Origin of the sequence: Massilia sp. CMS3.1, assembly GCF_051262535.1 — a bacterium.
GTDB lineage: Bacteria > Pseudomonadota > Gammaproteobacteria > Burkholderiales > Burkholderiaceae_D > Telluria.
Genome location: NZ_JBIMES010000006.1, coordinates 60,299 through 83,642 on the forward strand (window position 1 = coordinate 60,299; position 23,344 = coordinate 83,642).

The 23,344-nt window shown below is 64.3% G+C and carries 23 protein-coding genes; 7 read left to right on the forward strand and 16 right to left on the reverse strand.

Translation table 11 applies throughout. The annotated features are described in order from the left end of the window. Positions 1-42: 42 nt before the first annotated feature. The 6 genes from ACHAC9_RS11490 (at position 43) to ACHAC9_RS11515 (ending at position 5,469) form a co-directional block, all read left to right on the forward strand. Positions 43-1,092 carry a CobW family GTP-binding protein gene (locus tag ACHAC9_RS11490; protein ID WP_435760115.1) on the forward strand — a complete coding sequence of 350 codons (1,050 nt, stop codon included), beginning with the start codon at positions 43-45 and terminating at the stop codon, positions 1,090-1,092. Between the two features lie 208 nt (positions 1,093-1,300). After that, complete coding sequence (dksA, locus tag ACHAC9_RS11495; RefSeq protein ID WP_435760116.1) at positions 1,301-1,750, forward strand: RNA polymerase-binding protein DksA; 450 nt, start codon at positions 1,301-1,303, stop codon at positions 1,748-1,750. A gap of 226 nt (positions 1,751-1,976) precedes the next feature. Beyond that, positions 1,977-3,263, forward strand: a complete 1,287-nt coding sequence (locus ACHAC9_RS11500) for an STAS domain-containing protein (RefSeq protein WP_435760117.1) — start codon at positions 1,977-1,979, stop codon at positions 3,261-3,263. 94 nt (positions 3,264-3,357) lie between these two features. Beyond that, positions 3,358-3,894 (forward strand): ATP-dependent protease subunit HslV, encoded by a 537-nt coding sequence (gene hslV, locus ACHAC9_RS11505; RefSeq protein ID WP_435760118.1) that lies wholly within the window; start codon positions 3,358-3,360, stop codon positions 3,892-3,894. 14 nt (positions 3,895-3,908) lie between these two features. Next, the gene (gene hslU / locus ACHAC9_RS11510) at positions 3,909-5,246 is read left to right on the forward strand and encodes an ATP-dependent protease ATPase subunit HslU (protein ID WP_435760119.1); all 1,338 of its coding nucleotides are present in this window, start codon (positions 3,909-3,911) and stop codon (positions 5,244-5,246) included. A 22-nt stretch (positions 5,247-5,268) separates the two neighbouring features. Then, complete coding sequence (locus ACHAC9_RS11515) at positions 5,269-5,469, forward strand: hypothetical protein (protein WP_435760120.1); 201 nt, start codon at positions 5,269-5,271, stop codon at positions 5,467-5,469. Positions 5,470-5,544: 75 nt separating this feature from the next. On the opposite strand, the gene ACHAC9_RS11520 is transcribed toward ACHAC9_RS11515, so the two are convergent. Further along, positions 5,545-7,170 carry a hypothetical protein gene (locus ACHAC9_RS11520; protein ID WP_435760121.1) on the reverse strand — a complete coding sequence of 542 codons (1,626 nt, stop codon included), beginning with the start codon at positions 7,168-7,170 and terminating at the stop codon, positions 5,545-5,547. A 266-nt stretch (positions 7,171-7,436) separates the two neighbouring features. Between ACHAC9_RS11520 and ACHAC9_RS11525 the strand changes: the two genes are divergently transcribed. Beyond that, complete coding sequence (locus tag ACHAC9_RS11525) at positions 7,437-8,168, forward strand: helix-turn-helix domain-containing protein (protein WP_435760122.1); 732 nt, start codon at positions 7,437-7,439, stop codon at positions 8,166-8,168. A 102-nt stretch (positions 8,169-8,270) separates the two neighbouring features. On the opposite strand, the gene ACHAC9_RS11530 is transcribed toward ACHAC9_RS11525, so the two are convergent. The 15 genes from ACHAC9_RS11530 to ACHAC9_RS11600 form a co-directional block, all read right to left on the reverse strand. After that, entirely contained in the window at positions 8,271-8,954 is a 684-nt protein-coding gene (locus ACHAC9_RS11530) for a type II secretion system protein N (protein ID WP_435760123.1), read from the reverse strand. A gap of 11 nt (positions 8,955-8,965) precedes the next feature. Further along, a complete protein-coding gene (gene gspF, locus ACHAC9_RS11535) occupies positions 8,966-10,186 on the reverse strand; it encodes a type II secretion system inner membrane protein GspF (RefSeq protein WP_435760124.1) in 1,221 nt (406 codons plus the stop codon). 18 nt (positions 10,187-10,204) lie between these two features. Then, a complete protein-coding gene (gspE, locus tag ACHAC9_RS11540; RefSeq protein WP_435760125.1) occupies positions 10,205-11,626 on the reverse strand; it encodes a type II secretion system ATPase GspE in 1,422 nt (473 codons plus the stop codon). A gap of 7 nt (positions 11,627-11,633) precedes the next feature. Continuing rightward, positions 11,634-13,937, reverse strand: a complete 2,304-nt coding sequence (gene gspD / locus ACHAC9_RS11545) for a type II secretion system secretin GspD (RefSeq protein WP_435760126.1) — start codon at positions 13,935-13,937, stop codon at positions 11,634-11,636. Then, entirely contained in the window at positions 13,937-14,710 is a 774-nt protein-coding gene (gspN, locus tag ACHAC9_RS11550) for a type II secretion system protein N (RefSeq protein ID WP_435760127.1), read from the reverse strand. Before gspN ends, gspD begins: the two co-directional genes overlap by 1 nt. Then, positions 14,707-15,228 (reverse strand): type II secretion system protein GspM, encoded by a 522-nt coding sequence (gene gspM / locus ACHAC9_RS11555; RefSeq protein ID WP_435760128.1) that lies wholly within the window; start codon positions 15,226-15,228, stop codon positions 14,707-14,709. Before gspM ends, gspN begins: the two co-directional genes overlap by 4 nt. Then, positions 15,225-16,433, reverse strand: a complete 1,209-nt coding sequence (gene gspL, locus ACHAC9_RS11560) for a type II secretion system protein GspL (protein ID WP_435760129.1) — start codon at positions 16,431-16,433, stop codon at positions 15,225-15,227. The genes gspM and gspL overlap by 4 nt, the downstream gene beginning before the upstream one ends. Before the next feature lie 16 nt (positions 16,434-16,449). Further along, a complete protein-coding gene (gene gspK, locus ACHAC9_RS11565) occupies positions 16,450-17,571 on the reverse strand; it encodes a type II secretion system minor pseudopilin GspK (protein ID WP_435760130.1) in 1,122 nt (373 codons plus the stop codon). After that, entirely contained in the window at positions 17,571-18,176 is a 606-nt protein-coding gene (locus ACHAC9_RS11570; RefSeq protein ID WP_435760131.1) for a PulJ/GspJ family protein, read from the reverse strand. The genes gspK and ACHAC9_RS11570 overlap by 1 nt, the downstream gene beginning before the upstream one ends. Then, entirely contained in the window at positions 18,173-18,553 is a 381-nt protein-coding gene (gene gspI / locus ACHAC9_RS11575) for a type II secretion system minor pseudopilin GspI (protein WP_435760132.1), read from the reverse strand. The genes ACHAC9_RS11570 and gspI overlap by 4 nt, the downstream gene beginning before the upstream one ends. Continuing rightward, entirely contained in the window at positions 18,550-19,056 is a 507-nt protein-coding gene (locus ACHAC9_RS11580; RefSeq protein ID WP_435760133.1) for a GspH/FimT family pseudopilin, read from the reverse strand. Before ACHAC9_RS11580 ends, gspI begins: the two co-directional genes overlap by 4 nt. 8 nt (positions 19,057-19,064) lie before the next feature. Then, positions 19,065-19,517, reverse strand: a complete 453-nt coding sequence (gene gspG / locus ACHAC9_RS11585) for a type II secretion system major pseudopilin GspG (protein WP_435760135.1) — start codon at positions 19,515-19,517, stop codon at positions 19,065-19,067. Positions 19,518-19,640: 123 nt separating this feature from the next. Then, on the reverse strand, positions 19,641-20,402 hold the full coding sequence (locus ACHAC9_RS11590) for a HesA/MoeB/ThiF family protein (protein WP_435760136.1): 762 nt from the start codon (positions 20,400-20,402) through the stop codon (positions 19,641-19,643). Between the two features lie 28 nt (positions 20,403-20,430). Beyond that, a complete protein-coding gene (locus ACHAC9_RS11595) occupies positions 20,431-21,906 on the reverse strand; it encodes a S41 family peptidase (protein WP_435760137.1) in 1,476 nt (491 codons plus the stop codon). A gap of 8 nt (positions 21,907-21,914) precedes the next feature. Beyond that, the gene (locus tag ACHAC9_RS11600; RefSeq protein WP_435760138.1) at positions 21,915-23,342 is read right to left on the reverse strand and encodes a murein hydrolase activator EnvC family protein; all 1,428 of its coding nucleotides are present in this window, start codon (positions 23,340-23,342) and stop codon (positions 21,915-21,917) included. Between the last annotated feature and the right edge of the window lie 2 nt (positions 23,343-23,344).

The following is a 23,344-nucleotide window of genomic DNA, read 5'->3' on the forward strand; positions in this document are numbered from 1 at the left end:
CTTCCCCATTGCCTCATCGGCCGGCCCGAACTGCGAACAACCATGTCACCCATCCCGACCACCATCCTCACCGGCTTCCTTGGCGCCGGCAAGACCACCCTCCTCAACCGCATCCTGCGCGAGGAGCACGGCCTGCGCATTGCCGTTATCGAGAACGAATTTGGCGAAGAAAACATCGACAACGAAATCCTGGTGCAGGACAGCGGCGAGCAGATCGTCGAGATGAACAATGGCTGCATCTGCTGCACCATACGCGGCGATCTGGTGGTCGCGCTGACGAGCCTGGCGCAAAAGCGCGAAGCCGGCGAGATCAGTTTTGATCGCGTCGTCATTGAAACGACGGGCCTGGCCAACCCCGGCCCGGTGGCCCAGACCTTCTTTGTCGACGAGGAAGTCGGCGCCCACTACATGCTCGATGCCGTGGTCACGGTGGTCGATGCGCGCCATGCGATGGACCAGCTCGACCGCCACGAGGAAGCCCAGCGCCAAGTCGGTTTTGCCGACAAGATCTTGCTTTCGAAGCTGGACCTGGTGGATGCGGACACGCTTGAAACACTCACAATGCGCTTAAAACGCATCAACCCGCGCGCGCCGATCTCGACCTCCGACTTCGGCCGCGCGCCAATCACCGACGTGCTCGACCTGCGTGGCTTCAACTTGAACGACAAGCTCGAACTCGATCCGGACTTCCTGCTCGCCGAAGAACACGATCACGAACATGCCGATCATGGCGATGGGCACGGCCACGTGCACACCGAGGCCTGCAAGCACGACCACCACCATGCGCACCACAGCGACGACATCGCCGCCTTCGTGTTCAAAGCCGAGCGCCCATTCGATTCGGAACGGCTCGACCAGTTCCTCGGCAGCATGGTGCAAGTCTTTGGCCCGAACATGCTGCGCTACAAGGGCGTGCTGTCGATGGAAGGCGCCGAGCGCAAGGTCGTCTTCCAGGGCGTGCATCAAATCATGGGCAGTGACCTCGGCGCAAAGTGGGAAGCGGATGAACCCCGTGGAAGCAAAATGGTCTTTATTGGTAAAAATTTACCGAAAGACGTATTTATCCGCGGATTGGAACAATGTTTGGTATAAACTATCCCGGTTTAGCGGTACCGGTTGCGCATCAAGAAGGACGCGACAGGTACGAATGATGGACCGCTGTCCCCGGCGGGCAGTGAAGACGGCGGATCGTACGGGCCGTCATGGCAGCAGCAAGGGCGCGCACCTGTGAGCTCAGGGTGCTACGGCTGAGCTAGCTGATAAAATGAAAACCTCTGTCGTATCGAAGGTAAGTGAAGTCATGACTAAAACAACGAAACCGAATGCCGCTCAGGCCGAAAACCGACTCTTGACGGAAGATGAAATTCGGGCGATGGGCGAAGAGGACTACATGAACCCGGCCCAGCTCGCGTTCTTCAAGGACCGCCTGCAGCAGCTCGAGAAGGAACTATTGAAAAACGCTGGTGAGACCACCGAACACCTGCGCGAGACCGTGCTGGTTCCGGATCCGGCCGACCGCGCCACGATCGAGGAAGAACACGCCCTCGAACTGCGCACCCGCGACCGCGAACGCAAGCTGCTCAAGAAAGTACAGCAGTCGATCGCCTCCATCGACGGCGGCGACTACGGCTGGTGCGAAGAAACGGGCGAGCCGATCGGCATCCCGCGCCTGATCGCGCGTCCAACCGCCACGCTGTCGCTGGAAGCCCAGCAGCGCCGCGAACTGAAGCAAAAGCTGTACGGCGACTGATCTTCCAGTCCGCACCCACAAAAAAAGCATGCGCAGGTCGCATGCTTTTCTCATTTTTACGCCCTGTCCGGCGCGCCGTACGCGATCAAAACTTTCCCATGAGATACACTAACGCTCGCCCGCACAGGCTTTGCGCGGGCGCACGTGTGCGCGGGACGCCGCAGGCGGGTCCATGCTACCGTCATGGATGAGCGCTTCGGCTGTGCCGGATGATGGATAGGATGACGTGGGCATATTTTCCTTCTTAAAGAAAAAACCCGAACCGGCTGCGGCGCCGGTCCTGCCCCCGCGCGCCGATGCACCGGCACGCCTGTCGCCTGAGGCAGACCGCGAGCGCCAGCGCGACATTGCGCGCGCCACCGCCGCCAAGATCGATGCCATCGAACTGGCGATGACGACCGATTTCTTCGACGATGCCGAAGCACGCTGGGGCAGCACGCGGCGCGCACCCGCCGCCACCGCCGCGGTACTGGACGAGCCCGGTGAAGTCGAACTCGTCACCCTGGCCGACGAGCCCGATGCCGCCGCCGCGCCGGTCGCGGCGCCGGTGGTCGAGGAAAGCGCGATCCTGTATGCCAACGGCCAGGGCCTGCTTGCCGAACAGATGTTACGCGACAGCCTGCGTGAGCTCGGCCGCACCGAGCGCCAGCCGTGGTGGATGCTGTTCGACCTGTACCAGGCCGAAGGACGCGAGCTCCATTTCGACAGCATCGCGATCGACTACGCGAGTCACTTCGAAACCTCGCCCCCTGCCTACGTCAACCGTTTGCCGGCAGGCCCGCCGCAGGGAGTCTATGCCGGCGTCGCACCTGCTGTGCGTCTGGGCGGCACCCTCGCCCTGGACGCCGGCGTACGCTTGCAAACCTTGCTCTCCGCCGGCGACGCTCCGGTGCGCATCGATATCGGCGGCGTCACGGGCGCCACCCATGATGGTTGCGCCGCCTTGCTGGCCGCCCTGCAGGGCCTGCGCCGTGCGGGGCGCGACATCGTGCTGGCCGGCGCCGATACCCTGCTGGCAGTGCTGCGGCCGATGCTGGCGATCGGCGAGCGCAGGGGCGGAGAGGCGCCCTGGCTGCTGCTGCTCGAACTGCTGCAACTGCTCGATCGCGAAAAGGATTTCGAAGAAACGGCAATGGACTATTGCCTTACCTTCGAGGTGTCGCCGCCCTCCTTCGAAGCCCTGGCGCAGGGCAGCAACACGCGTGTGGCCGGCAGCCACATGGCGGCGGAACAACGCTTCATGCTGCCGGCCGTCGTCGACGGCGACGTCAAGGACTTGCTGGCGGCGATCGCGTCGTATGCGGCCATCGATCCTGCCGGACCGGTCGTACTCGACTGCGCACGACTGGTGCGCATCGATTTCAGCGCAGCCGGCAAGCTGCACGCCAGCCTGCGCCGGCTGGCCTTCGATGAACGGCGCATCGAACTGCGCGAGCTGAACCACCTGGTGGCGGCACTGCTTCGCCTGTTGAACTACGGGGACTGCGCGCGCTTGTACGTACACAATTACTAAGAGCGACTTACTGTCGCGTTACCTGGCCCCATCCTGTCTTGCAATCCTGTGCAATATCCCCACTTGCGGAGGGCGAGTTAATCATGAGGCAGATATGGAACAATTTCACGGCACTACCATTGTGAGCGTACGTCGCGGCTCCCAGGTCGCATTGGGCGGCGACGGCCAAGTCACCTTGGGCAACGTCGTCATGAAGGGCTCGGCCCGCAAGGTGCGCAAGCTGTACCAGGGCAAGGTCCTGTGCGGCTTCGCCGGCGCTACCGCCGACGCGTTTACCTTGCTCGACCGCTTTGAAGCGAAACTTGAAAAGCACCAGGGCAACCTGCTGCGCTCCTCGGTCGAACTGGCCAAGGACTGGCGCACCGACCGCATGCTGAGCAAGCTTGAAGCGATGCTGCTGGTGGCCGACAAGGAAGTGACCCTGATCATCACCGGGAATGGCGACGTGCTCGAGCCCGAAGACGCCATCGGGGCGATCGGTTCCGGCGGCATCTATGCCCAGTCCGCAGCGAAGGCCTTGCAGGAAAACACCGACCTCTCTCCTGCGGAGGTGGTCAAGAAGGCGCTGACCATTGCAGGCCAGCTATGCATCTACACGAATCTGTCCCACATCATCGAAACGCTGGACTGACCGGCGCGCATACCATGAACATGACTCCCATTGAAATCGTCTCGGAACTGGACAAGCACGTCGTCGGCCAGGGCAAGGCCAAGCGCGCCGTCGCCATCGCCCTGCGCAACCGCTGGCGCCGCCAGCAGGTGGACGAACCCCTGCGCCACGAGATTACCCCGAAAAACATCCTCATGATTGGCCCGACCGGCGTCGGCAAGACAGAAATCGCGCGCCGCCTGGCCAAGCTGGCCGACGCGCCCTTCATCAAGATCGAAGCGACCAAGTTCACGGAAGTGGGTTACGTCGGCCGCGATGTCGACACCATCATCCGCGACCTGATCGACATCGGCGTGAAGCAGACCCGCGCCAGCGAAATGAAAAAGGTGCGCCAGCGCGCCGAAGACGCGGCCGAAGACCGCATCATCGACATTCTGGTGCCGCCGGCGCGCGACTTCGGCTTCAATGTCAGCGCCGCCGCCGAGGCGAAGGAAGGCGACACCACGCGCCAGACCTTCCGCAAACGCCTGCGCGAGGGTTCGCTCGACGACCGCGAAGTCGAAATCGACGTGCTCGATGCCGCACCGCAGATGGAAATCATGGCCCCGCCCGGCATGGAAGAAATGACGGAACAGATCAAGTCGATGTTTGCCGGCGTCGGCGGCGCGCGCAAGAAGGCGCGCAAGATGAAGATCAAGGAAGCGATGAAGGTGCTGGCCGAGGAAGAAGCGGGCCGCCTGATCAACGAAGACGAGATGAAACAGAAGGCGATCCACAATGTCGAGAACAACGGCATCGTGTTTTTGGATGAGATCGACAAGATCGCGACACGCTCCGAGCACGGCGGCGCCGACGTTTCACGCGCGGGCGTGCAACGCGACTTGCTGCCGCTGGTCGAAGGCACGACGGTGAACACGAAATACGGCATGATCAAGACCGACCACATCCTGTTCATCGCCTCGGGCGCATTCCACCTGGCCAGACCGTCGGACCTGATTCCCGAACTGCAGGGGCGCTTCCCGATCCGCGTCGAGCTCGAATCGCTGTCGATCGACGACTTCAAACGCATTCTGACCAGCACCGATGCTTGCCTGACGACGCAGTACGAAGCCTTGCTCGGCACCGAGGGCGTGACATTAACCTTCTCCGAGGACGGCATTCACCGCCTGGCCGAGATCGCTTTTGCGGTCAACGAGCGTACCGAGAACATCGGCGCGCGGCGCCTGTACACAGTCATGGAAAAGCTGCTCGAGGAAATCTCGTTCCACGCCAGCGACACCCAGGACAGGCAGATCACGATCGACGCGGCGTATGTCAATGAACGGCTCGATGTGCTGTCAGCCAACGAAGATCTGTCGCGCTACGTGTTGTAAGGCATTCGGGAAGGAGAGGACGATGGCGAACAAGGCACTCGCGACGCGGCAGAAGATGATGTTGCGCGCCCTACCAGCCCAACAATTCGGCAAGCCGCGCAATCCGGTCGCGGCCCTGGCCAAGGCGCGCTCGGCGGGCGCGCACGCCAAGCCGCTCTCGAACGAGCGCCACGCGGCCAAGCGCCAGCTGAAAAAAGCGCCGCTCGTTTCCGAAGACGATTGAAAAAACCGGGGCAGGTCCTGCATCAGGAGGGACATGCCCCGGCGTTCTGCCAGTAAACTTTGGCGGATTGACCTCTTACGGCTGCTGCCCGCCTTCGCACTTCGCGCTGTAATACGCCGCCTGGCCCTGGGCGCGCATCGTCCGCGACAGCTCGGCCGCCTCAGCTGCCGCCGTCTTGACGCGGGCAAAGGCATGGGCGTCATTCGCAAGGCTTGCCAGGGTCTGCTCCGCCTCCGCTTTGCCCGTCAGCGCCAATCCGAAGGTCGCGGACACGGCCAGTTCGGCTGCAAGCACCTCGGCGCCCGGCGCGTCAACACCCGCTACCGCCGCCTCGGCCGCCGCGATGGCAGCCCGGGACACGACCAGGGTTTTCGCCGTCTCCATATCGGTCGCAACCTTGGTGACGAAATCGAGGGCGGCCTGGCTTCCCGACTTGTTGATCAGGTCGCCCAGGTGGATCAGGACAGCGTTCTTCGCATTGAATACCGACCGGCTGGCGCGCGCACTGTGCACGAAGTCGATCAGCGGCTTGACGGCGATCTCGCTGCCGATGAAGCCGAGCGTGGTCACGATCTCCGGCAGGAACTCCTCGTGCTTTTCGGGCTCGTTGACCAGCCATTCCAGTAGCCGCTTGGCATCCTCCTCGGTGTATTGCGATGCGGCTTGATAGGGGATGCCCTGGATCCAGTGCTGGGAAACGAATTCGCGCACATCCTTCGTTGGCTGGATCGCCACGCCCAGCGAGCAGCTCGACGCCATCGCTTCGCCGGCGGTAATGGCCAGGGGGCCGGCCAGGAAGCTTGCCGACTCGGCACTGTTGACCACATTATGGTCCGCGCCGACGCTCGGATACATGACGGCCCTGAGGTCATCCGTGCGGTGGCCGAGGCCAGCATTGTGGCCATACTCATGCACCCAGATAAGCCCTTCCTGGTTGGCAGTGAAGCGCACCGCCGCCAGGTTGACCGTCGGGCTGCCGAGCGGGGCGCATCCGATGATCGAGCCGCCGGGACCGCCGCACCAGCGAATGGCCTGGACGATCTTGATCCCTGAGCCGGCATTGAGCAGCGCGGTCAAATCGGCCGCTGTCGCAATCGTCCCTGGTACATTTGCCGGCAACAGCCGAACCGGCCCATTGCGTACAAACCGGACTTGGGTCGCGACGTCGGCAGGCGAGTCGTCGCTCTGGAGAATGGTGCCCATGTCGCCCAGGATCCGGTCCGCCTCGGCGTCGCTCAAGGCCACGGTGCTGTGGCGCTGCACGGTGACCTGGACCGTCCTGATCGTCGCGGCCGGATTGACCACCAGGTAATCGACGTAGAGCGGTATGTCCGAAGGCCACTCGATGTTGACCCGGATATCGACGCCGCCCGCGCGCGGTGCCACGTTGTGCAGGTTGTAGCGGGCCGATCCGATGAACTTGCCTGCGTCCGGTCCACCCGCGGCCCCTTCTCCGACCGACACGAACACTTGCGAACGCGGGTTGACGTCTGCCCAGTTGAGCCGGAGCGTCCACTGGCCACGCCGCGCACCCCAGTCATGCCGATAAGTAAAACCGGCCCCGCTCAGCTCGGGCTGGGGCGAGGCCGCGCCGAACAGCGGCTGCGCCGCTTCCTGCAGGGCTTCTTGCTCGACCTCCGCGAAGGCGGCCGAGAAGGCCGACGAGATATTTTCAGGTGCTTGAAGCTGATTGTTAGACATGACCATCTCCTTTTGCATGCCGTTTAACCCAATGGTTACCCCGTCCGTGAAGCGATATGCTGGGTAGATCAGTTCGCCAGTGCCGGACCTGTACGACCCTAATTGATGTTTTTTCAGGCTGAGCTCGTTTAAATCAAGTCCAGATGGAAGGGTAACTTGAAGGGATGTTGAAGTTTCTCAGCACCTACAGTTTTCAAGCGCCAACTTGCCGCTTTGACCATTCGCCTGTACATTGATCGCCGCCCATTGCCGAGTACAGGAACCCCATGAGCTCACCCGAGCTGATCGTCGACGTGCTGCGCGCCGAGCTGCGTGCGGCCAATCTCACCTATAAAACCCTGGCCGAGCGCATCGACATGAGCGAGTCGAGCGTCAAGCGCATGTTCGGCCAGAAAGACATGCCGCTGTCGCGCCTGGCGCAGATCTGCCAGGTGGCCGGCATTGCCTTCGAGGATGTGTTGCGCGGCGCGGCCGACGCGCGGCCCCAGCCCGACGCGCTGACGCTACCCCAGGAAACCTCGCTCGTCGCCAAGCCGCGCCTGCTGCTGGTGGCGATCTGCTGCCTCGGTTACTGGAGCATGGAGCAGATCGTCGAGACCTATCGCCTGACGGAGGCCGAATGCATCGGCTGCCTGGCCGAACTCGACCGGCTTGGCATCATCGAACTGCGCCCCTTGAACCGCTACACGCTGCGCGTCTCGAACGCCTTCCACTGGCTGCCGGACGGGCCGGTGCAGCATTATTTCCGCGAACAGATCGTGCCGGATTATTTTGCGGGCCGCTTCGATGGCGCCGGCGAGACGCTGATGTGCCTGCCTGCACGGCTGTCGCCGGCCAGCGCGGCCGAGCTGGCGCAGAAGATTCATCAATTGGCGGGGGAACTGACGCGGCTGCACCGGAACGACCGGCGGCTGCCGGCGGACGAGCGCGAAGGGATGACCTTGCTGGTGGGATTCAGGTCGTGGGAGTTTACGGCGTTTACGAAGTTGCGGCGCTGAGCGCGTGTGAAAAAATCCTCCATGGCTGCGTTGAATTCGTCTCGCCGTACTAGCGTACTGTCTTCGACGATGCGCCTTGCCATGGAGTTTTTTTCACATGCTCTAGCGCACGACCGGCGCCTCGCCGCTGACCGGGCTGCCCATCGAACGGGTCGGTGGCGGCATTTGCGGCTGATTCGGCGGCGGCTGGGCGATGTCGGACGGCGGGCCTTCCTGCGGCGGCTCCTGGCCTTGGGGCACCACCGGGTTGACTTCGCCCGGCGGCGGCGCGCTTTGTACGGCGCCGGGCGCCATTTGCGGTTCATTAGGAGGCATGGCGCCGGCCGGGGCGATCGTCGGCTGCTGCGGCATGGCCATCGGCGGCGCGGCGGCGCCCGACAAGGGGATCGCCGGCTTGGTGTCGGCTGCGAGGTCGACGCGTTTCATGACGCCGCCTTCGGACAGCATCACGTAGCGCGCATGCACTTCGCTGATGCTGACCCCCGGCGCCAGTTCGCGTCCCACTTTCAACGCTTTTGGCGGCTGGCCGTCGGCGACGATGATGGCGGCACTGTCGCGTCCGGCAAAAATGATGCCGGTCAATTGGTAATTCATGGCGACGTTCGCCACCGGCTGGCCGCCGAACAGCGTGGCGGCGGCATCGGGCGACGGCTCGGGCAGGCTGGCGGTCGCTGCCGCGGCGATCGGCCGTTGCACCGGCTTGTACAGCTGCATGCCCCAATAGGTGGCCGAGACCGCCAAAAAGATCAGGGCAAGCAGGGTGAAAAGAAGAGGCAGACGCTTCATTGGTTTCCTTGTTAGCGCACCAGCTGGTTGATTTCAATGATCGGCATCAAGACCGCCAGCACGATCAAGAGCACCACCAGGCCCATGGCCAGGATCAGTACCGGCTCGAGCAGGCCGGCGATGGTCAGCGTGCGGCGCTCGAGGTCGGCCTGCTGCGAATTGGCAGCCCGCTCCAGCATCGCCGGCAGTTCGCCGGTGATCTCGCCGGCACGGATCATGTGCACCAGCATCGGTGGAAAGTGTTTTTGCACGGATAGTGCCCGCGCCAGGCTGACGCCTTCGCGCACGCTGGCCGTGGCCTGTTCGACCAGTTCGCGCATGGCGACGTTCGACAGGGTTTCGCGGCTGGTATCGAGCGCGCGCAGGATCGGCACGCCCGAGCCGGTGGTAATGGCCAGCGTGCTGGCGAAGCGCGCCGTGTTCAGGCTGCGCTCGAATTTGCCATACACGGGCGCGGTCAGCAGCCAAGTATGCCAGCGCCGTTTCAGTACCGGGTTGAGCAGTGCCCGGCGCCAGGCGAACCAGGCCGCGATCAGCGCCAGGCCCAGCAAGATGCCATAGGCGCGCATGAAGTTCGACACCCCCAGCATCATCACCGTCAGTAAAGGCAGCTTTTGCTTGGTGTTGGCGAATACGGACACAATCTGCGGTACCACATAGGTGAGCAGGAAGATCACGATCGCGAACGCGACCACGGTGACAATGGCCGGATAGGTGAACGCCAGGCGCACTTTTTGTACCAGCGCGTTGCGCCGCTCGATATAGTCGGCCAGGCGCGACAGCACGCGCGCCAGCTGGCCGATTTGTTCGCCCGACGAGACCAGTCCGCGGAAAATCGGGTCGAAATCGCGCGGATGGTGCGACAACGCATCGGAAAAGGCGATGCCGCCGATGACTTCGGAGCGGATCGAGGCGATCAGGTCGCGCAGATACGCTTTTTCGGCTTGCTCGAGCAGCGCGGTAAACGCCTGTTCCAGCGGCAGGCCCGCTTCCAGCAGGCTGGCCAGCTGGCGCGTAAACAGGGCCAGTTCCACCTGCGACAGGCGCTCGCCGAAACCGCGCGAACGGGTCACCCCGGCGGCGTCGACCTGGGCCGTGATTGCTTCGACGTTCAGGGGCGTGAGTCCCTGCACGCGCAGGTCCGAGCGCGCCGCGCGCGGACTGTCGGCGTTGACCACGCCTTTTCTCGTGGCGCCGCCCGCGTCGACCGCTTCATAACGAAATGCCGGCACTTAGTTGATCCTCATTCGCTAGTCCTTCGTTACGCGCAGCAACTCGGCTTGCGTGGTGGTGCCGTCATGCAGCCAGCGCTCACCGTCTTCGCGCATCGTGCGCATGCCGCTGTGCTGGGCCGCCACGCGGATTTCCGCTTCCGACGCCTGGTTGTGGATCTGGGCGCGAATCCCCTCGTTTGTTTCCAGCAACTCGTAGACGCCGACCCGGCCCTGGTAACCGGTGTGGCCGCAGCGCTCGCAGCCGACCGCATGCCAGTGCACGCCATCGCTCTTCTTGCATTGCGGGCACAGTTTGCGCACCAGGCGCTGAGCCATCACGCCCAGCAAGGACGACGACAGCAGGAACGGTTCGATCCCCATGTCGAGCAGGCGCGTGACGGCCGCCGCGGCATCGTTCGTGTGCAGGGTGGCCAGCACCAGGTGACCGGTGAGCGAGGCCTGCACGGCAATTTGCGCCGTTTCCAGGTCGCGGATTTCGCCGATCATGATGACGTCCGGGTCCTGGCGCAGGATTGCGCGCAGAGCCTTGGCGAAGGTCATGTCGATGCGGGCGTTGACCTGGGTCTGGCCGACGCCGTTCAGGTCGTACTCGATCGGGTCTTCCACCGTCATGATGTTGGTGGTCGAGGCGTTCAGGCGAGACAAGGCGGCGTACAAGGTGGTCGTTTTACCGGAGCCGGTCGGGCCGGTGACGAGCACGATGCCGTGCGGCTGATTGATTAATTTGTCGAACTGCGGCAACAGGTCCGGACTCATGCCCAAGTGGGATAAATCGAGCCGTCCCGCTTCCTTGTCGAGCAGACGCAGCACGGCGCGCTCGCCGTGCCCGGTCGGCAAGGTCGAGACGCGCACGTCGACCGGTTTGCCGCCGATCCGCAGCGTGATGCGGCCGTCCTGCGGCAGGCGTTTTTCGGCGATGTCGAGCTGCGACATGATCTTGATACGCGAAATCAGCGAGGCGTGAATGCCCTTGCGTGGACGCACGATGTCACGCAGCGTGCCGTCGATGCGAAAACGTACGACCGACGTCTGCTCGAAAGGTTCAATGTGGATGTCGGACGCGCCTTCGCGCAGCGATTGCGTGAGCAGCGCGTTGATCATGCGGATCACCGGCGCATCATCGGACGATTCGAGCAAGTCTTCGATCGCCGGCACGTCCTGCAGCAGGCGCGTCAGGTCGAGGTCGGCGTCGAATTCCTCGGAGACCTGGCTGGCGTCGCCGCCGGCCGAGGCGTACGCGGCGGCAATTGCGTCGTCGAGTTCGCCCCGTTCCATGCGGCGCAGCAGGATGCGCCCGAAGCGGCGCGACACCTCGGCAATGGCGGCCGGGGGGGTAGCGCTGGACACCAGGACTTCGACGCTCTGTCCGGAATCGTCGCCGGTGCGCGCCAGGACCCAGTGATCGCGGGCGAAGGCGTAAGGCAACAAATTGGTCATGATCGGATCACTTCTGGTTCGGCGGCGTCACCGGGCGAAACTCGGGCACGGGCGCCTGGTTCTGTTGGGTCGGTTGCGGCGATCTCGGCTGGCTGGTGCCGGGGCCGGTGGCCGCACCCGGACGGGCAGCCGGCGGGGCCGGTGGCGGCATCGTCGCCATGGTGCCGCCTGCCGGGGGCTGGCCGTTGATCAGCGGGGGCAATTCTGGCGCGCCCAGGTTTTGCATCAGGATCGTGTCGTCTTGGGGGCGGGTCGATGCGCCCAGCGCACGCATGTATTCGTAGCGGTCGAGCGAGATGCTGTTGTTCTGCTCCTTGCTGCGCACCACCACTGGACGCAGGAAGACCATCAGGTTGGTCTTGCCGCGCGTGCGGGTGCGGTATTTGAACAAATTGCCCACCAGTGGCAGGTCGCCCAAGCCACGCACTTTTTCCTGCTGGTGGTTTTCGTTGTCCGAGATCAGGCCGCCCAGCACGATGATCTGGCCGTCGTCGGCAATGACATTGCTTTCGATCGCGCGCAAGGTGGTCACGATGCCTTCCGGCCGGTCCAGCGTGTCATCGATGTCGGAATTTTCATGATAGATCGACAGTTTGATGACGCCGCCCTCGGAAATCTGCGGACGCACCTTCATCAACAGGCCAATGTCCTTGCGGTCGACCGTCTGGAATGGATTGGTCGAGCCGCTCGATCCCGTGGTGAACGAACCCGTGAGGATAGGGATATTCCGGCCCACCTTGATGGTCGCCAGCTCGTTGTCGAGGGTGATCATGTTCGGTGTGGACAAGATGTTGGCGGAGCCCTCGTTTTCAAGGGCGCTGGCGACCGCGCCCAGTCCCAGCTCGCCATTGATCTGCTTGAAGAGGCCCAAGGTCAGGCCCGGCAGTGAAGGAAGGCCGCTTTCCCCGGTCGTGCCGGCACGCGCGGCAGCGGCAAGATTGATGATGTTGTTGCTGGCGCCTGAATTGAACGACTGGATGCCGCCAACACGGTACTTGCTGGTGTCGCTGCCCGACAAACCGAGCCACTGGACGCCGAATTCGGCGGCTTTGGTCGTATTCATCTCGACCACCAGGGCCTCGATGTAGACCTGGGCGCGGCGCACGTCGAGCTGGTCGATGACGCCGCGCAGGTTGCGGTAGACCGCGTCCGGTGCGGTGATGATCAGGCTGTTGGTCGAAGCATCGGCCTGGATGAAGCCGGAACCGGCACCGCCGCCGGCGCCGCCGGCGGTCGCCTGGCTTTGCTGGCCGAAGTTGCTGCTGGTACCGCCCGCCCCCTGGCCCTGCTGACCCTGGCCACCGAGGCCGCCGCCGGTGCCGCCCTGGGCGCCGGTCTGGATCGAGCCGCCCGCGGTGCCCTGTTGCTGCACCGGCACCGCCGAGGCGTCCTGCGAGACGACCGCGCGCAGGGTCTGCGCCACCTTGCTGGCGTCGGCATTCTTCAGGTAGACGACGTGGATATTGCCCCTTTCGGTGGTCGCCTGGTCGAGCTTGGCGATCAGCGATTTCGCCAGATTCGCGCGTGCCTGCGAGGGAGCACGCACGATGACCGAATTGGTGCGTGAGTCGGCGAGGATCGTGACGCGCCCGGAGTCGCCGCCGGCGGCCGGTTCCATCAGGCGCGAGACGAGCGTCGCGATGTCGCTGGCGATGCCGTTACGGATCGGCACCACGTCGAGGTCGGCCGCCACCGGCGCGTCGAGCGCGGCGATGATGCGAGAGAGGCGGCGCAGGTTGTCGGCGTAATCGGTAATGACCAGGCTGTTGTTGCCCGGATTGGCCATGATCGAATTGTTCGGCGAGATCAAGGGACGCAGCACGGCCGTCAGGTTGGCGGCCGACTCGTAGGACAAGCGAAAAATCTGGGTCGCGATCTGGTCACCCTGCACCCGTGTGCCGCGCGTGCCGACCTGGGTCGGCGAGGATTGCAGTTTCGCTTCGGCTTCCGGCACCACCTTGGCATAGCCTTCGCCGGTGGTGACCACCGCAAAGCCCTGCAGGCGCAAGGCGGAGGTGAGCAAACCAAACGCCTGGCTCTTGGTCAGGGACTTTTCGGACACCAGGGTCAGCGTTCCTTTTACACGCGGATCGATAATGAACGTCATCCCCGTGTAGTGGCCGACGGCCTTGATCACCGATTCGATGTCGGCGTTCACGAAACTGAGGGCGGCGGAATTTTCCTGGGCGAAGGCCGGCGCCGGCGGCAAGGCCGTGGCCACCGCGCAGCACAGCATGACGCCCGCCGTGATGCGGCGCAAAGTTGGGCGCACTGCGGGGAATTCGGGGGTGCTACGGGAGGATGTTTTCATTATCTGAATTCTAATGCGATTATGTTCTTACCGTTCACCATACGGCGCTGGCCTAGGAGATTGAGCATATTGCCCAAGGTTTCCTCATAGCCATCGGCGGCCGACGCCTGACCCGAAAAACGCAGGCGTCCATTCTGTAACGTTCCATTTCCCGACAACAGCAAGGCGCCGCGCACCGTGCGCAACACCAGGTCGGCTTGCTGGCCGCGCCAGTCCATCACCATCTCGTAGCTGCCGAGCGGCTTGACGGGCGCCATGCGCGAGCCCATGTCGCTCATCGAGAGGATCGTGCGTCCCGTTACCGCCACGGAATTTGGCTGGCGCAGCAGGTCGAGCCGGTTCCACGACAGCCGGATCACGCCCGACGGCACCAGGGTATTCAATGGTGCGCCCAGACCGGCCAGACCCTCGGCCGGCAACAGCAATTGTCCTTCGCTCACCTGCCACTGCGACCAGCTGCCGGTGACGTGCACCGGTCGCGCCAGCGCCTGTGGATTCTCGAGCGCCATGTCCACGCGACCGACCAGCACCAGTGGCGACAGGCGCCAGTTGAAGCGGCCCGGCAACAGCGGCGTCACCGATCCACCTTCGCCCGGCGCCCCGCCCACAAAGGCTGAGCCGTTCCAGAGCGTACCCTGCGCATCCCCGAGAGTCAAACGACCGGCGCTCTGGCGTTCCACCATCGTGCCGAGCCAGCTGGCCGGCAGGAAGGCGAACACCGTCAGCGCGATCGCCAGGGCGACCACGACCAGCCAACCGAGGCCGCGCCTCATCGGGCGGCGGTCCCGTTATCCTGGCGCAGGGTCAGGTTGGCGTCGACCTGCCCGAGCGGATCCTGGGCAGTAAAACTGCCTTCCTGCACGGCGATGCGGTTTTCGCGGCGTTGGGCGTCGAGCCAGGAGACCAGGTTGGCGAACGACACCCCGGTCACCTGCAAGCGCGCGAATTCCCCGGTCAGTGTGAGCGAGCCGGGTGTGATGCTGCGCGCACCCAGGCTGGCCATCAGGCTTTCGCGCGTCATCGGGCTCACCGGTATCGGCGCCTGCCCGGCCAGCGCGCGTGCCTGGTTGGCCATACCCGAGAGCTGGGCGGCCTGCTGGCGCAGCTCGGGCAACGAACGCTGCAGCCGTGCGCGGCCCTCGACCGCCGGTTCGATCAAGCCCGTATACACGAGCGCCAACAGGACGACGCCGAACCCGGCAGCCAGGTAACGGCGTTCCTGCTCGCTGCGTGCAATCCAATATCCCGAGGCGCGTTCACGCGCCCGGCCGTAGGTACTGACCAGACTCATGGCTTGGCTCCCGTGCTGCGCACTACCCAATTGCCGGGTGCCGCCGCTTCCAGTGAAAGACTGCGCGCGGATAACGCCGCCTGCAGTTGGCGCAAGCTGGCGGGGTCAACCGTCTCCGGTTTGACCCGTACCCGCAGCGTGCGTTCCTTGTATTCGATTGAGGCAATTCCAGGCGGGCGCATCAATTCGCGGCTGGCGTCGCCCAAGGCCCCGGCCAGGTAGATGAATTCGTCGGCGCCGATCTGGCCACTGCCGGCCTGCGCGCGCGCAATACCCTGGCGCATCTGCGCGACCGGATCGACCATCGGCTGGTTCGGATACACCGACTGGAAGGTTTGCGCCATCTGTTTGCGCACCGCGTCGGCTTCGCCGCGCAGGCGCAGCCATTCGATATTGATACCAATTAAATTCACGACCACGCCCAGCAGGGCCAGCGCGATCGGCACGCGCCAGCGGCGCCAGTCGGTCTGGCGCGCACCGGCCGAACCGAGGCCCGGCACCAGGTCGAAGCTTGTCGTTTTCGCGCCCGCGATCCAGTGCGCCCAGTCATCGGCTTCTAGGGTCGTGCCGGGACCGGCTTCGGCCAGCAGCACGCCGTACTCACCGAGCTGCTCGCGCGGCACGTACAGGGCGAGCGGTGCGTCGCCGGCCAGCGCACGCGCGGTCTGCAAGGCACTGGCCGGATTGGCGTCGAGCGCCAGGCCGAGGCCGCTGAATTGACTTTGGCGCAGCAGCAATTCGCCACCGTTCAGGGCAGCGCTGACGCTGCCTGGCTGCAGGGGCAGGCACAGCTGGGCCGGCAGCACGACAACGGCACGCGCCCCCTGCGCCAGCAGGGTACGCACGAGCGGCTCGAGCCAGTCGCGCGCCACCACCGCCACCGGCCGCATACCCCCGCCCGTCGGGGGGCCGGCCACCAGCACGCAGTCGCCCGGGTCACCCAGGATGTGTTCTTCGACCAGGCCCGGCAGTGCGGCGCGCAGGCGCGCACCAGTCAGCGGCGGCACCTTCAGCGCCAGCAGGCTCACGTCGGTGCCGGCCAGCAGCAGCACGACGCGGCGGCTGGCGGCGACGATATCGGTGAGCGCGCGCAGCGCGCCTTCGCCCTGCTGCTCGATGGTGCCGCCGTCGCCGACGACGGCAAAACGGCATGACGCGCCTTCGCCTTCTGCGCGTCCCGGATGCCGGATATAAAGTGTAGTCAAACCGTCTCGCTTTCTTTTAGTTTTGACGAACCCAGATTACCTTGACGCCGCCGCCAATCGGATTGGCGCTGCGCTGGATCAACGACTGCGCATTCAATGTTGCGCGGTCGAGGCGGATCCGACTGTTCACGAGGAACCAACTGCTTTTCACGCTCACCGAATCGGCTACCAGCGTCCGCCCGGGGATATCGGTCTGGAACTTGGCGATGTCATCCCAGGGCACGTTGCGGCGGCGCGCCAGCAAGGCGTTCGCCTCCGACAGCGAAAAATTCGGAATCACCGCCGCCAGCACTTCGGCCGACGCCGTGTTCACGTTCACCGGCGTGCGTTCCGGCAGCACGATGACATACGGGCGCAGCTTTTCCAGCATTTCCGGCGTCAGGCCGCGCACCGCCAACAGATCCTCGACTTCGAGGAATTTGATTGGCGTGCCCAGGCCGGCGCGCGCAACCGGGATCGTCGCAGGCTGCTCGGGATTGGCCGGATCGGCGCCGCCCGGCGCTGCGCCATCGACTGCGCCGGCCGCGCCGGCCGCGTCCGGATTGCCACCCTCGGTTGGATCCTGCTCCTGTCCGCCGACTTCCTGCCCCGTAATCGGGTCGACCGTGCCGGCTGCCACAATCAACGGCTGGCTGCCGGCGATCAAATTCGCCGCCGTCTTCGCCAGCGCCGGGTTGATCTGCAGGTTGGTCAGCAGACGTTGGAAGATCGCCAGCTGGGCCGTATCGATCGCAGTGTTGCTTGCCAAATTGCGCAGATTGTAACGCGAGGTGGCGTCCACGATGTTACCGGAAAGGTTGGCGTCGAATACTTCGCCTTCGATCCGTTCACGTTCAATGTACTGGTCGAGCCGGGTTTCCGCCAGTGGCGTGGCCCAGACATGGGTCAGTGCCGTGTAGCGCGGATTGTCGTAGGCATCCTGGCGCAGCACCAGCGTCGACCAGTCGAGCGCGCCGCGCAGGATCCAGCGCGTCTGCAGGTGCAGTCTCTGGTTTTCCATCGAGCGCACCTGCACTTGCTGCTGCCAGAACAGGCTGGCGACGATGGAAATTGCCAGCGTGGTCAGCAGCAAGGCGGTAATGACGGCGACCCCGCGCTGGCGCCGTGGGTAGCGATGGGCGTTTGCCAACTGGCGCATCAGATGCTCCCCAGCAGGAAGGACTTGGTCAGCGGCTGCGGATAGCTGCGCGCGGCCAAGTCCACTTGCAGGCCGGTGATGGGGGTCGTGGGCATGCCTCCCGGCGTCAGGTCCGGCTGCTTTTTCCAGGCATTGTTTTGCCAGACCAGCACGCCCATCGACTGCACGCCGCCCTGCAGCATCACCCCTGGCGTCGGATCGGTATCGCTGACCGAGGCCTGCCACAGCGCATCGAGCTCGACCAGGTCGCGGGTCGTGTTCGATTCGCGCCGCATCAACTGGCCGTTGACGAGGCGGTAGGCGATCACTTGCAGGCGCGCCGGTTCGTTTTCGTTGAAGACGGTGCGTACCAGGGTCAGGCGGTTGTCGGCTTGCAGCAAGAAGGGACGGCGCCCGAGCATGGTGGCGTCGACCGCATGTTCGCAATCGCTTTGCATTTGGGCAAAGGCCAGCTGCATGCCGCGCGTCATTTCCATCTGGTCGGTGAGCGCGACCCGCGCGCGCACGATGCCATCCAGGCCACGCCAGCCGAGCACGGCCACCATGGCGAGGATACCGATCGCGACTAGAAGTTCAACCAGGGTAAAACCGCGTGCCGTCTTCATGAGGTCGGCCTCAATACCAGTTGCACGAGTTTTAGAATGCGCCGGTTCGGGTTGTCGAGGTCGTAGACGGATACTTCGACGCGCCGCAGTTGCGGATTCGGGCTGGCCAGCACCTCGTCCGTGCACATCAGCTTCAGGTCGGCCTGGCCGCAGGCATAGCTGCGCTTGCCCACTTCGGGGAATTCCTTGTTCAAGCGGATCTGCACCAGGCGGTTCTCCGCCGACCAGGTTGCCATCATGGAAGCGCGCAGGCCGGCACCGTTCGAGGCCAGGCTGCCGACAGCGCGCAGGCCGGCGGCGAGCGCCGTGCCGACGATGACAAGGGCCACCAGCACTTCGAGCAAAGTGAAACCGGTACGCGATCGGTAAGGGCTCATGGCTGTTCTCCCGGTTCGGCGACCGTGAAGTGGCCGACGCCATCGGCGCGGATCGCCACGCTGTTGTCGCCGCTGACCAGCGTCAGGACAAAAGGCTTGTCGACCGGCTCGCGCCCGAAGGTCACGCGCATGGTGTCTCCGCCCGTGCCGATGCCGGCGGCGGGCGGGTCGAGCAGCAGGCGCACCGGGGCATTCTTGAAGGGCCGCTCGCGCAATAAATCGTCCTCGGTCACGGGGACCCAGCCGGTGTCATTGCGCACCAGGAAGCGGTAGCGGTCCGGCGTGGCTTCGAACGCGACTTGCCGGTTGCGCACGATGGCTTCGTCGCGCGCCAGCTGCAAGAGCAAGGTCAGGCGCTTCGCCTCGTTCTCGAGATCCTGGCGCGGGCTGGGAATCGCATTGAGCGAGGCCATCCCGAGCGTGATGCCGATGATGACCATCACGACCAGGATTTCCACCAAGGTGAAGCCGGCGGCCCTGCGCGATGGCACGAGGCCAGCCATGACCGGCCTTATTGCTGCCAGGAGCCGACGTCGGCGTCTTCGCCCTCGCCGTTGGCCTGGCCATCGGCGCCGAACGAGAAGATGTCGACTTCGCCATGCAGGCCGGGCGACAGATACTGGTACGAATTACCCCACGGGTCCTTCGGCAGTTTCTCGACATAGCCGCCGTCCTTCCAGCCATTCGCGGACGGGCCCGAGGTCGGCTTGGTGGTCAGAGCTTGCAGCCCCTGTTCGGTGGTCGGGTAGCGCTGGTTGTCGAGCTTGTAAAGTTTTAAAGCCTGCATCATGGTGGCGATGTCGGTCTTGGCCGCAACCACGCGCGACTCGCCGGTACGGCCCAGCAACTTCGGCACGACCAGCGCGCCGAGAATACCGATGATGACCACGACAACCATGATTTCAACGAGGGTGAAGCCGCGTGCGAAACGCCGGCCAACTGCACGGTGCGAAACAATCTGCATAGTCAATCTTGGAAAGCCCTGGAAAGGTGGATCGGAACAATCGACTTAGTATAAGGCGGAATGGCGGTAGCGGCCACCCATGGCAGTGCGCCATTGTATTGCAGAGCAAGGCCCGCTGCACTCTCAGGCGTGCGCGGGTCTTTCCGCGCAGACAGTACAGGCCGGATCGCGCGCCGCCTTGATCTCGGTCCACTCCATGGCGCGCCCGTCGAGCAACAGCAAGCGCCCGGCCAGCGGGGTGCCGATACCCACGATCAGCTTCAAGGCCTCTGCCGCCTGCACCGCGCCGACGATCCCGACGAGGGGCGCGAACACCCCCATCGTACTGCAGGCAAGGTCTTCAAAACCACTATTCTCCGGAAAAACGCAGGCGTAACAGGGGCAATCGGCGCGGCCCGTATCGAACACGGACAATTGCCCGTCAAAACGGATCGCGGCGCCCGCCACCAGTGGCACCCCGGCGGCGACGCAGGCGCGGTTGACGGCGTGACGGGTGGCAAAATTGTCGCTGCAGTCGAGAACGACCGAGGCAGTTGGTACCAGGTCGCGCAAGCGTTCTTCATCGGCGCGCTCGCACAGGGCGGTGACCTTGACTTCCGGGTTGATCTCGCGTAAAGCCACGCGGCCGGACTCGACCTTCGCCATGCCGATGCGTCCGCTCGTGTGCATGGTCTGGCGCTGCAGGTTCGTCAGGTCGACCATGTCGTCGTCGACCAGGGTGATGTGGCCGACACCACTCGCGGCCAGGTACATCGCCGCCGGCGAACCGAGGCCGCCGGCGCCGATGACGAGCACGTGCGTCTCGAGCAGGCGGGCCTGCCCCTCGATCCCGATCTCGTCGAGCAGGATGTGGCGCGAATAGCGCAGGAGCTGGGTGTCGTTCATGGGTGGACGACCGATTCGATGGCGACGATTATTTCTTCGAGCCCTTCAACTCCGGTGGTTTTGTCTCGGTTCCCGGCAATTCCTTCGGCGCGGGCGAGGTCACCTCGACCGCTTCCGGCTGGGCGACCTTGACTGGCAAGCCCTTGAAATGGTTCAAGGCTTGCGCCAGTTGAAAATCATCCTTGCCGCCCAGTTCGAGCGGCTTGCGGTTTTTCAATAAGGCCAATGCGCGCTGTTTTTGCTCGGCGCTGTCGCGCGCATCTTTTGGCGCTGCGCCCGGCTTTTCGTTTTCGCCCGTCAGGTGGCGCTGCAAATCGACTTCGCGCACGCGCAGCGCATTCAAACCATCGCCTTCCGCCGTTTCCTGCACCAGCATGTCCGGCACGATGCCGCTGGCCTGGATCGGACGGCCCTTCGGCGTGTAGTAGCGCGCCGTGGTCAGTTTAATCGCGGTATCGGCCGATAACGGACGCAAGGTCTGCACCGAGCCTTTTCCAAAAGTCTGGCTGCCCATCACGATCGCACGCTTGTAGTCCTGCAAGGCGCCGGCGACGATTTCCGACGCCGATGCCGAGCCGCCATTGACCAGCACGACCATCGGCACCGTCTTCAATGCCGCCGGCAGTTTGACCAGCGGATCGGCGCCGCGCGGCGCATAGAATTCGCGCCGGCCGTAATAGCTTTGATTCGAGTCGGACAATTGCCCCTTGGTCGAGACAATCAGCTCTTCCTTCGGCAAGAAAGCCGTCGAGACGCCAATCGCCCCCGGCAGCAAGCCGCCCGGATCGTTGCGCAAGTCGAGTACCAGCCCCTTGATGTTCGGATTCTCGGCGTACAGCGCTGCCGTCTTGGTCGCCAGCTCGTCGAGCGTGGCTTCCTGGAACTGGCTGATGCGCACCCAGGCGTAACCGGGCTCGACCATCTTGGCTTTCACGCTCAGCACGCGGATTTCTTCGCGCGTGACCGGCACCACCCAGGGACGATCCTCGCCACGGCGGGCAATCGTCAGCGTGACCTTGCTGCCGGGCTTGCCGCGCATTTTCTTGATGGCTTCGTCGATCGACAAGCCTTTGACGGGGACATTGTCGATGCGGGTGATCAGGTCTCCCGCCTTGATGCCGGCGCGGTAGGCCGGCGAATCCTCGATCGGCGAGACGATTTTGACGTAGCCGTCTTCGGCCGCCACTTCGATGCCGACACCGACGAATTTACCTTGCACGCTTTCGCGCATCTCGCGGTAGGACTTCTGGTCGAGATAGACTGAATGCGGGTCGAGCGCGGCGACCATGCCGCCGATGGCGTCGGACAACAGTTTCTTGTCCTCGACCGGCACCACGTAATCGCTTTTGATGAGGCCAAAGACATCGGCCAGCTGGCGCAGTTCGTCCAGCGGCAGCGGGCTCGCCTCCCCCTTCTGCGCCCAGGCCGAGACCTGCACCGTCAGCGCCACGCCGGCCACCACACCGAGACCGACCAGCCCCATGCTTTTTGCTTTGTTGCCCATCGCTGCCCCTAGAAGTTGACCCAGCTTGCCGGATCGAAGGCTTTACCCAGATGCCTGAGCTCAAAGTATAGCCCCGATTCTTCGTTACCGCCGGTGTTGCCCGCGCTCCCAATCGGCTCGCCTGCGCGCACCGCGTCGCCCAGGCGTTTTAGCAGTGTCTGGTTGTTGGCGTAGATCGACAGGTAGCTGCCGCCGTGGTCGATGATGATCAGGTTGCCGAAGCCACGCATCCAGCCCGAGTGCACCACGCGGCCGACCGCGACAGCGCGCACTTCGGTGCCTTCCGGGGCCTTGATGAACATGCCTTTCCAGCTTGGCCCGTCGCCGCCGCGCTTGGCGCCGAAGCGCGCGGCAACCGTACCGCTGACCGGCGCGCTCAGGCGTCCGCGCATGGCGGCGAAGGCGCCCGCCGGAGCCGCCGGCGCGAGCGAAATATCGGGCGTGCGTTCGACCGGCTTTGGCTGCTCGGCCACCCTCGGTGCTTCCGGCTCCGGTGGCAACGGTTTCGGTGCCGGCTTGCCGGCTTTCGCCGCTTCACGCGCCAGGCGTTCGCGCTCGGCTTTCGCGGCGGCGCGGGCAAGTAGCCGGGCTTTTTCGGCGGCTTCCGCTTCCGCCCTGGCCTTGGCACGCGCGGCGGCCAGCGCTTCCTGGCGTTTGCGTTCGGCTTCGGCCTGCTCCTGGATCAGGCGCGTCAGCTTGTCGACCAGGCCGCTCATGCGCTGCTCGTCGCGCTGCAAGCTGTCGACCTGCTTGCGCTGCACCACCAGTTTGCTCGACAGCTCGCCCAGCAGCGCGGCGCGGCGTGCCTTTTCCTTTTCCAGCACGGCTTTCTGGTCGCGCTGTTCTCCGGCGATTTCGTCGAGTTCGATCTTGGCGTTCTCGACCTTTTCGCGGTTGTCCTCGACCTGCGCCAGGTTCGCGTTCAGCGAGGCGATCAGTCTCGCCTGGGCCTGCGAGACATAGGCCATCAGCTGCAAATCACGGTTGATGCGGTTCGGATTGTCGCCCGAGAGCAGCAGCTTGATCCGGTCTTCATTGCCGGCCACATAGTGCTCGCGCAGCAGGGCAGACACACGTTTTTTCTGATCAACAATTGTTTGTGCGAGGCGCTCCTGTTCGGTAGCCAAGCCTTGCAGGCGCACATTGGTTTCCAGCGTCTCCTGGCCCAGGTCGCGCAGGGCGCGATTGGCGTCCGAAATCTTCTCTTCCGACTCGGCCAGGTTGTCGGCGACATCTTCTTTTTCGCTCTCGGTACGGCTGATCTCTTTTTTGAGTGCAGTGAGCTTTTGCTGGATGCCGGCGCGCTGGGCTTCGGCCGCCGCTTTTTGCTTGCTGCGCTCGGTGGGCTTGGCGGCCGCGACAGATCCTGCCGCGGACAGGGCCAGCAAGCCGCACAGCAATGCGCTGGCGGCCGACTTCTTGATAGGAAAGCGCAAGA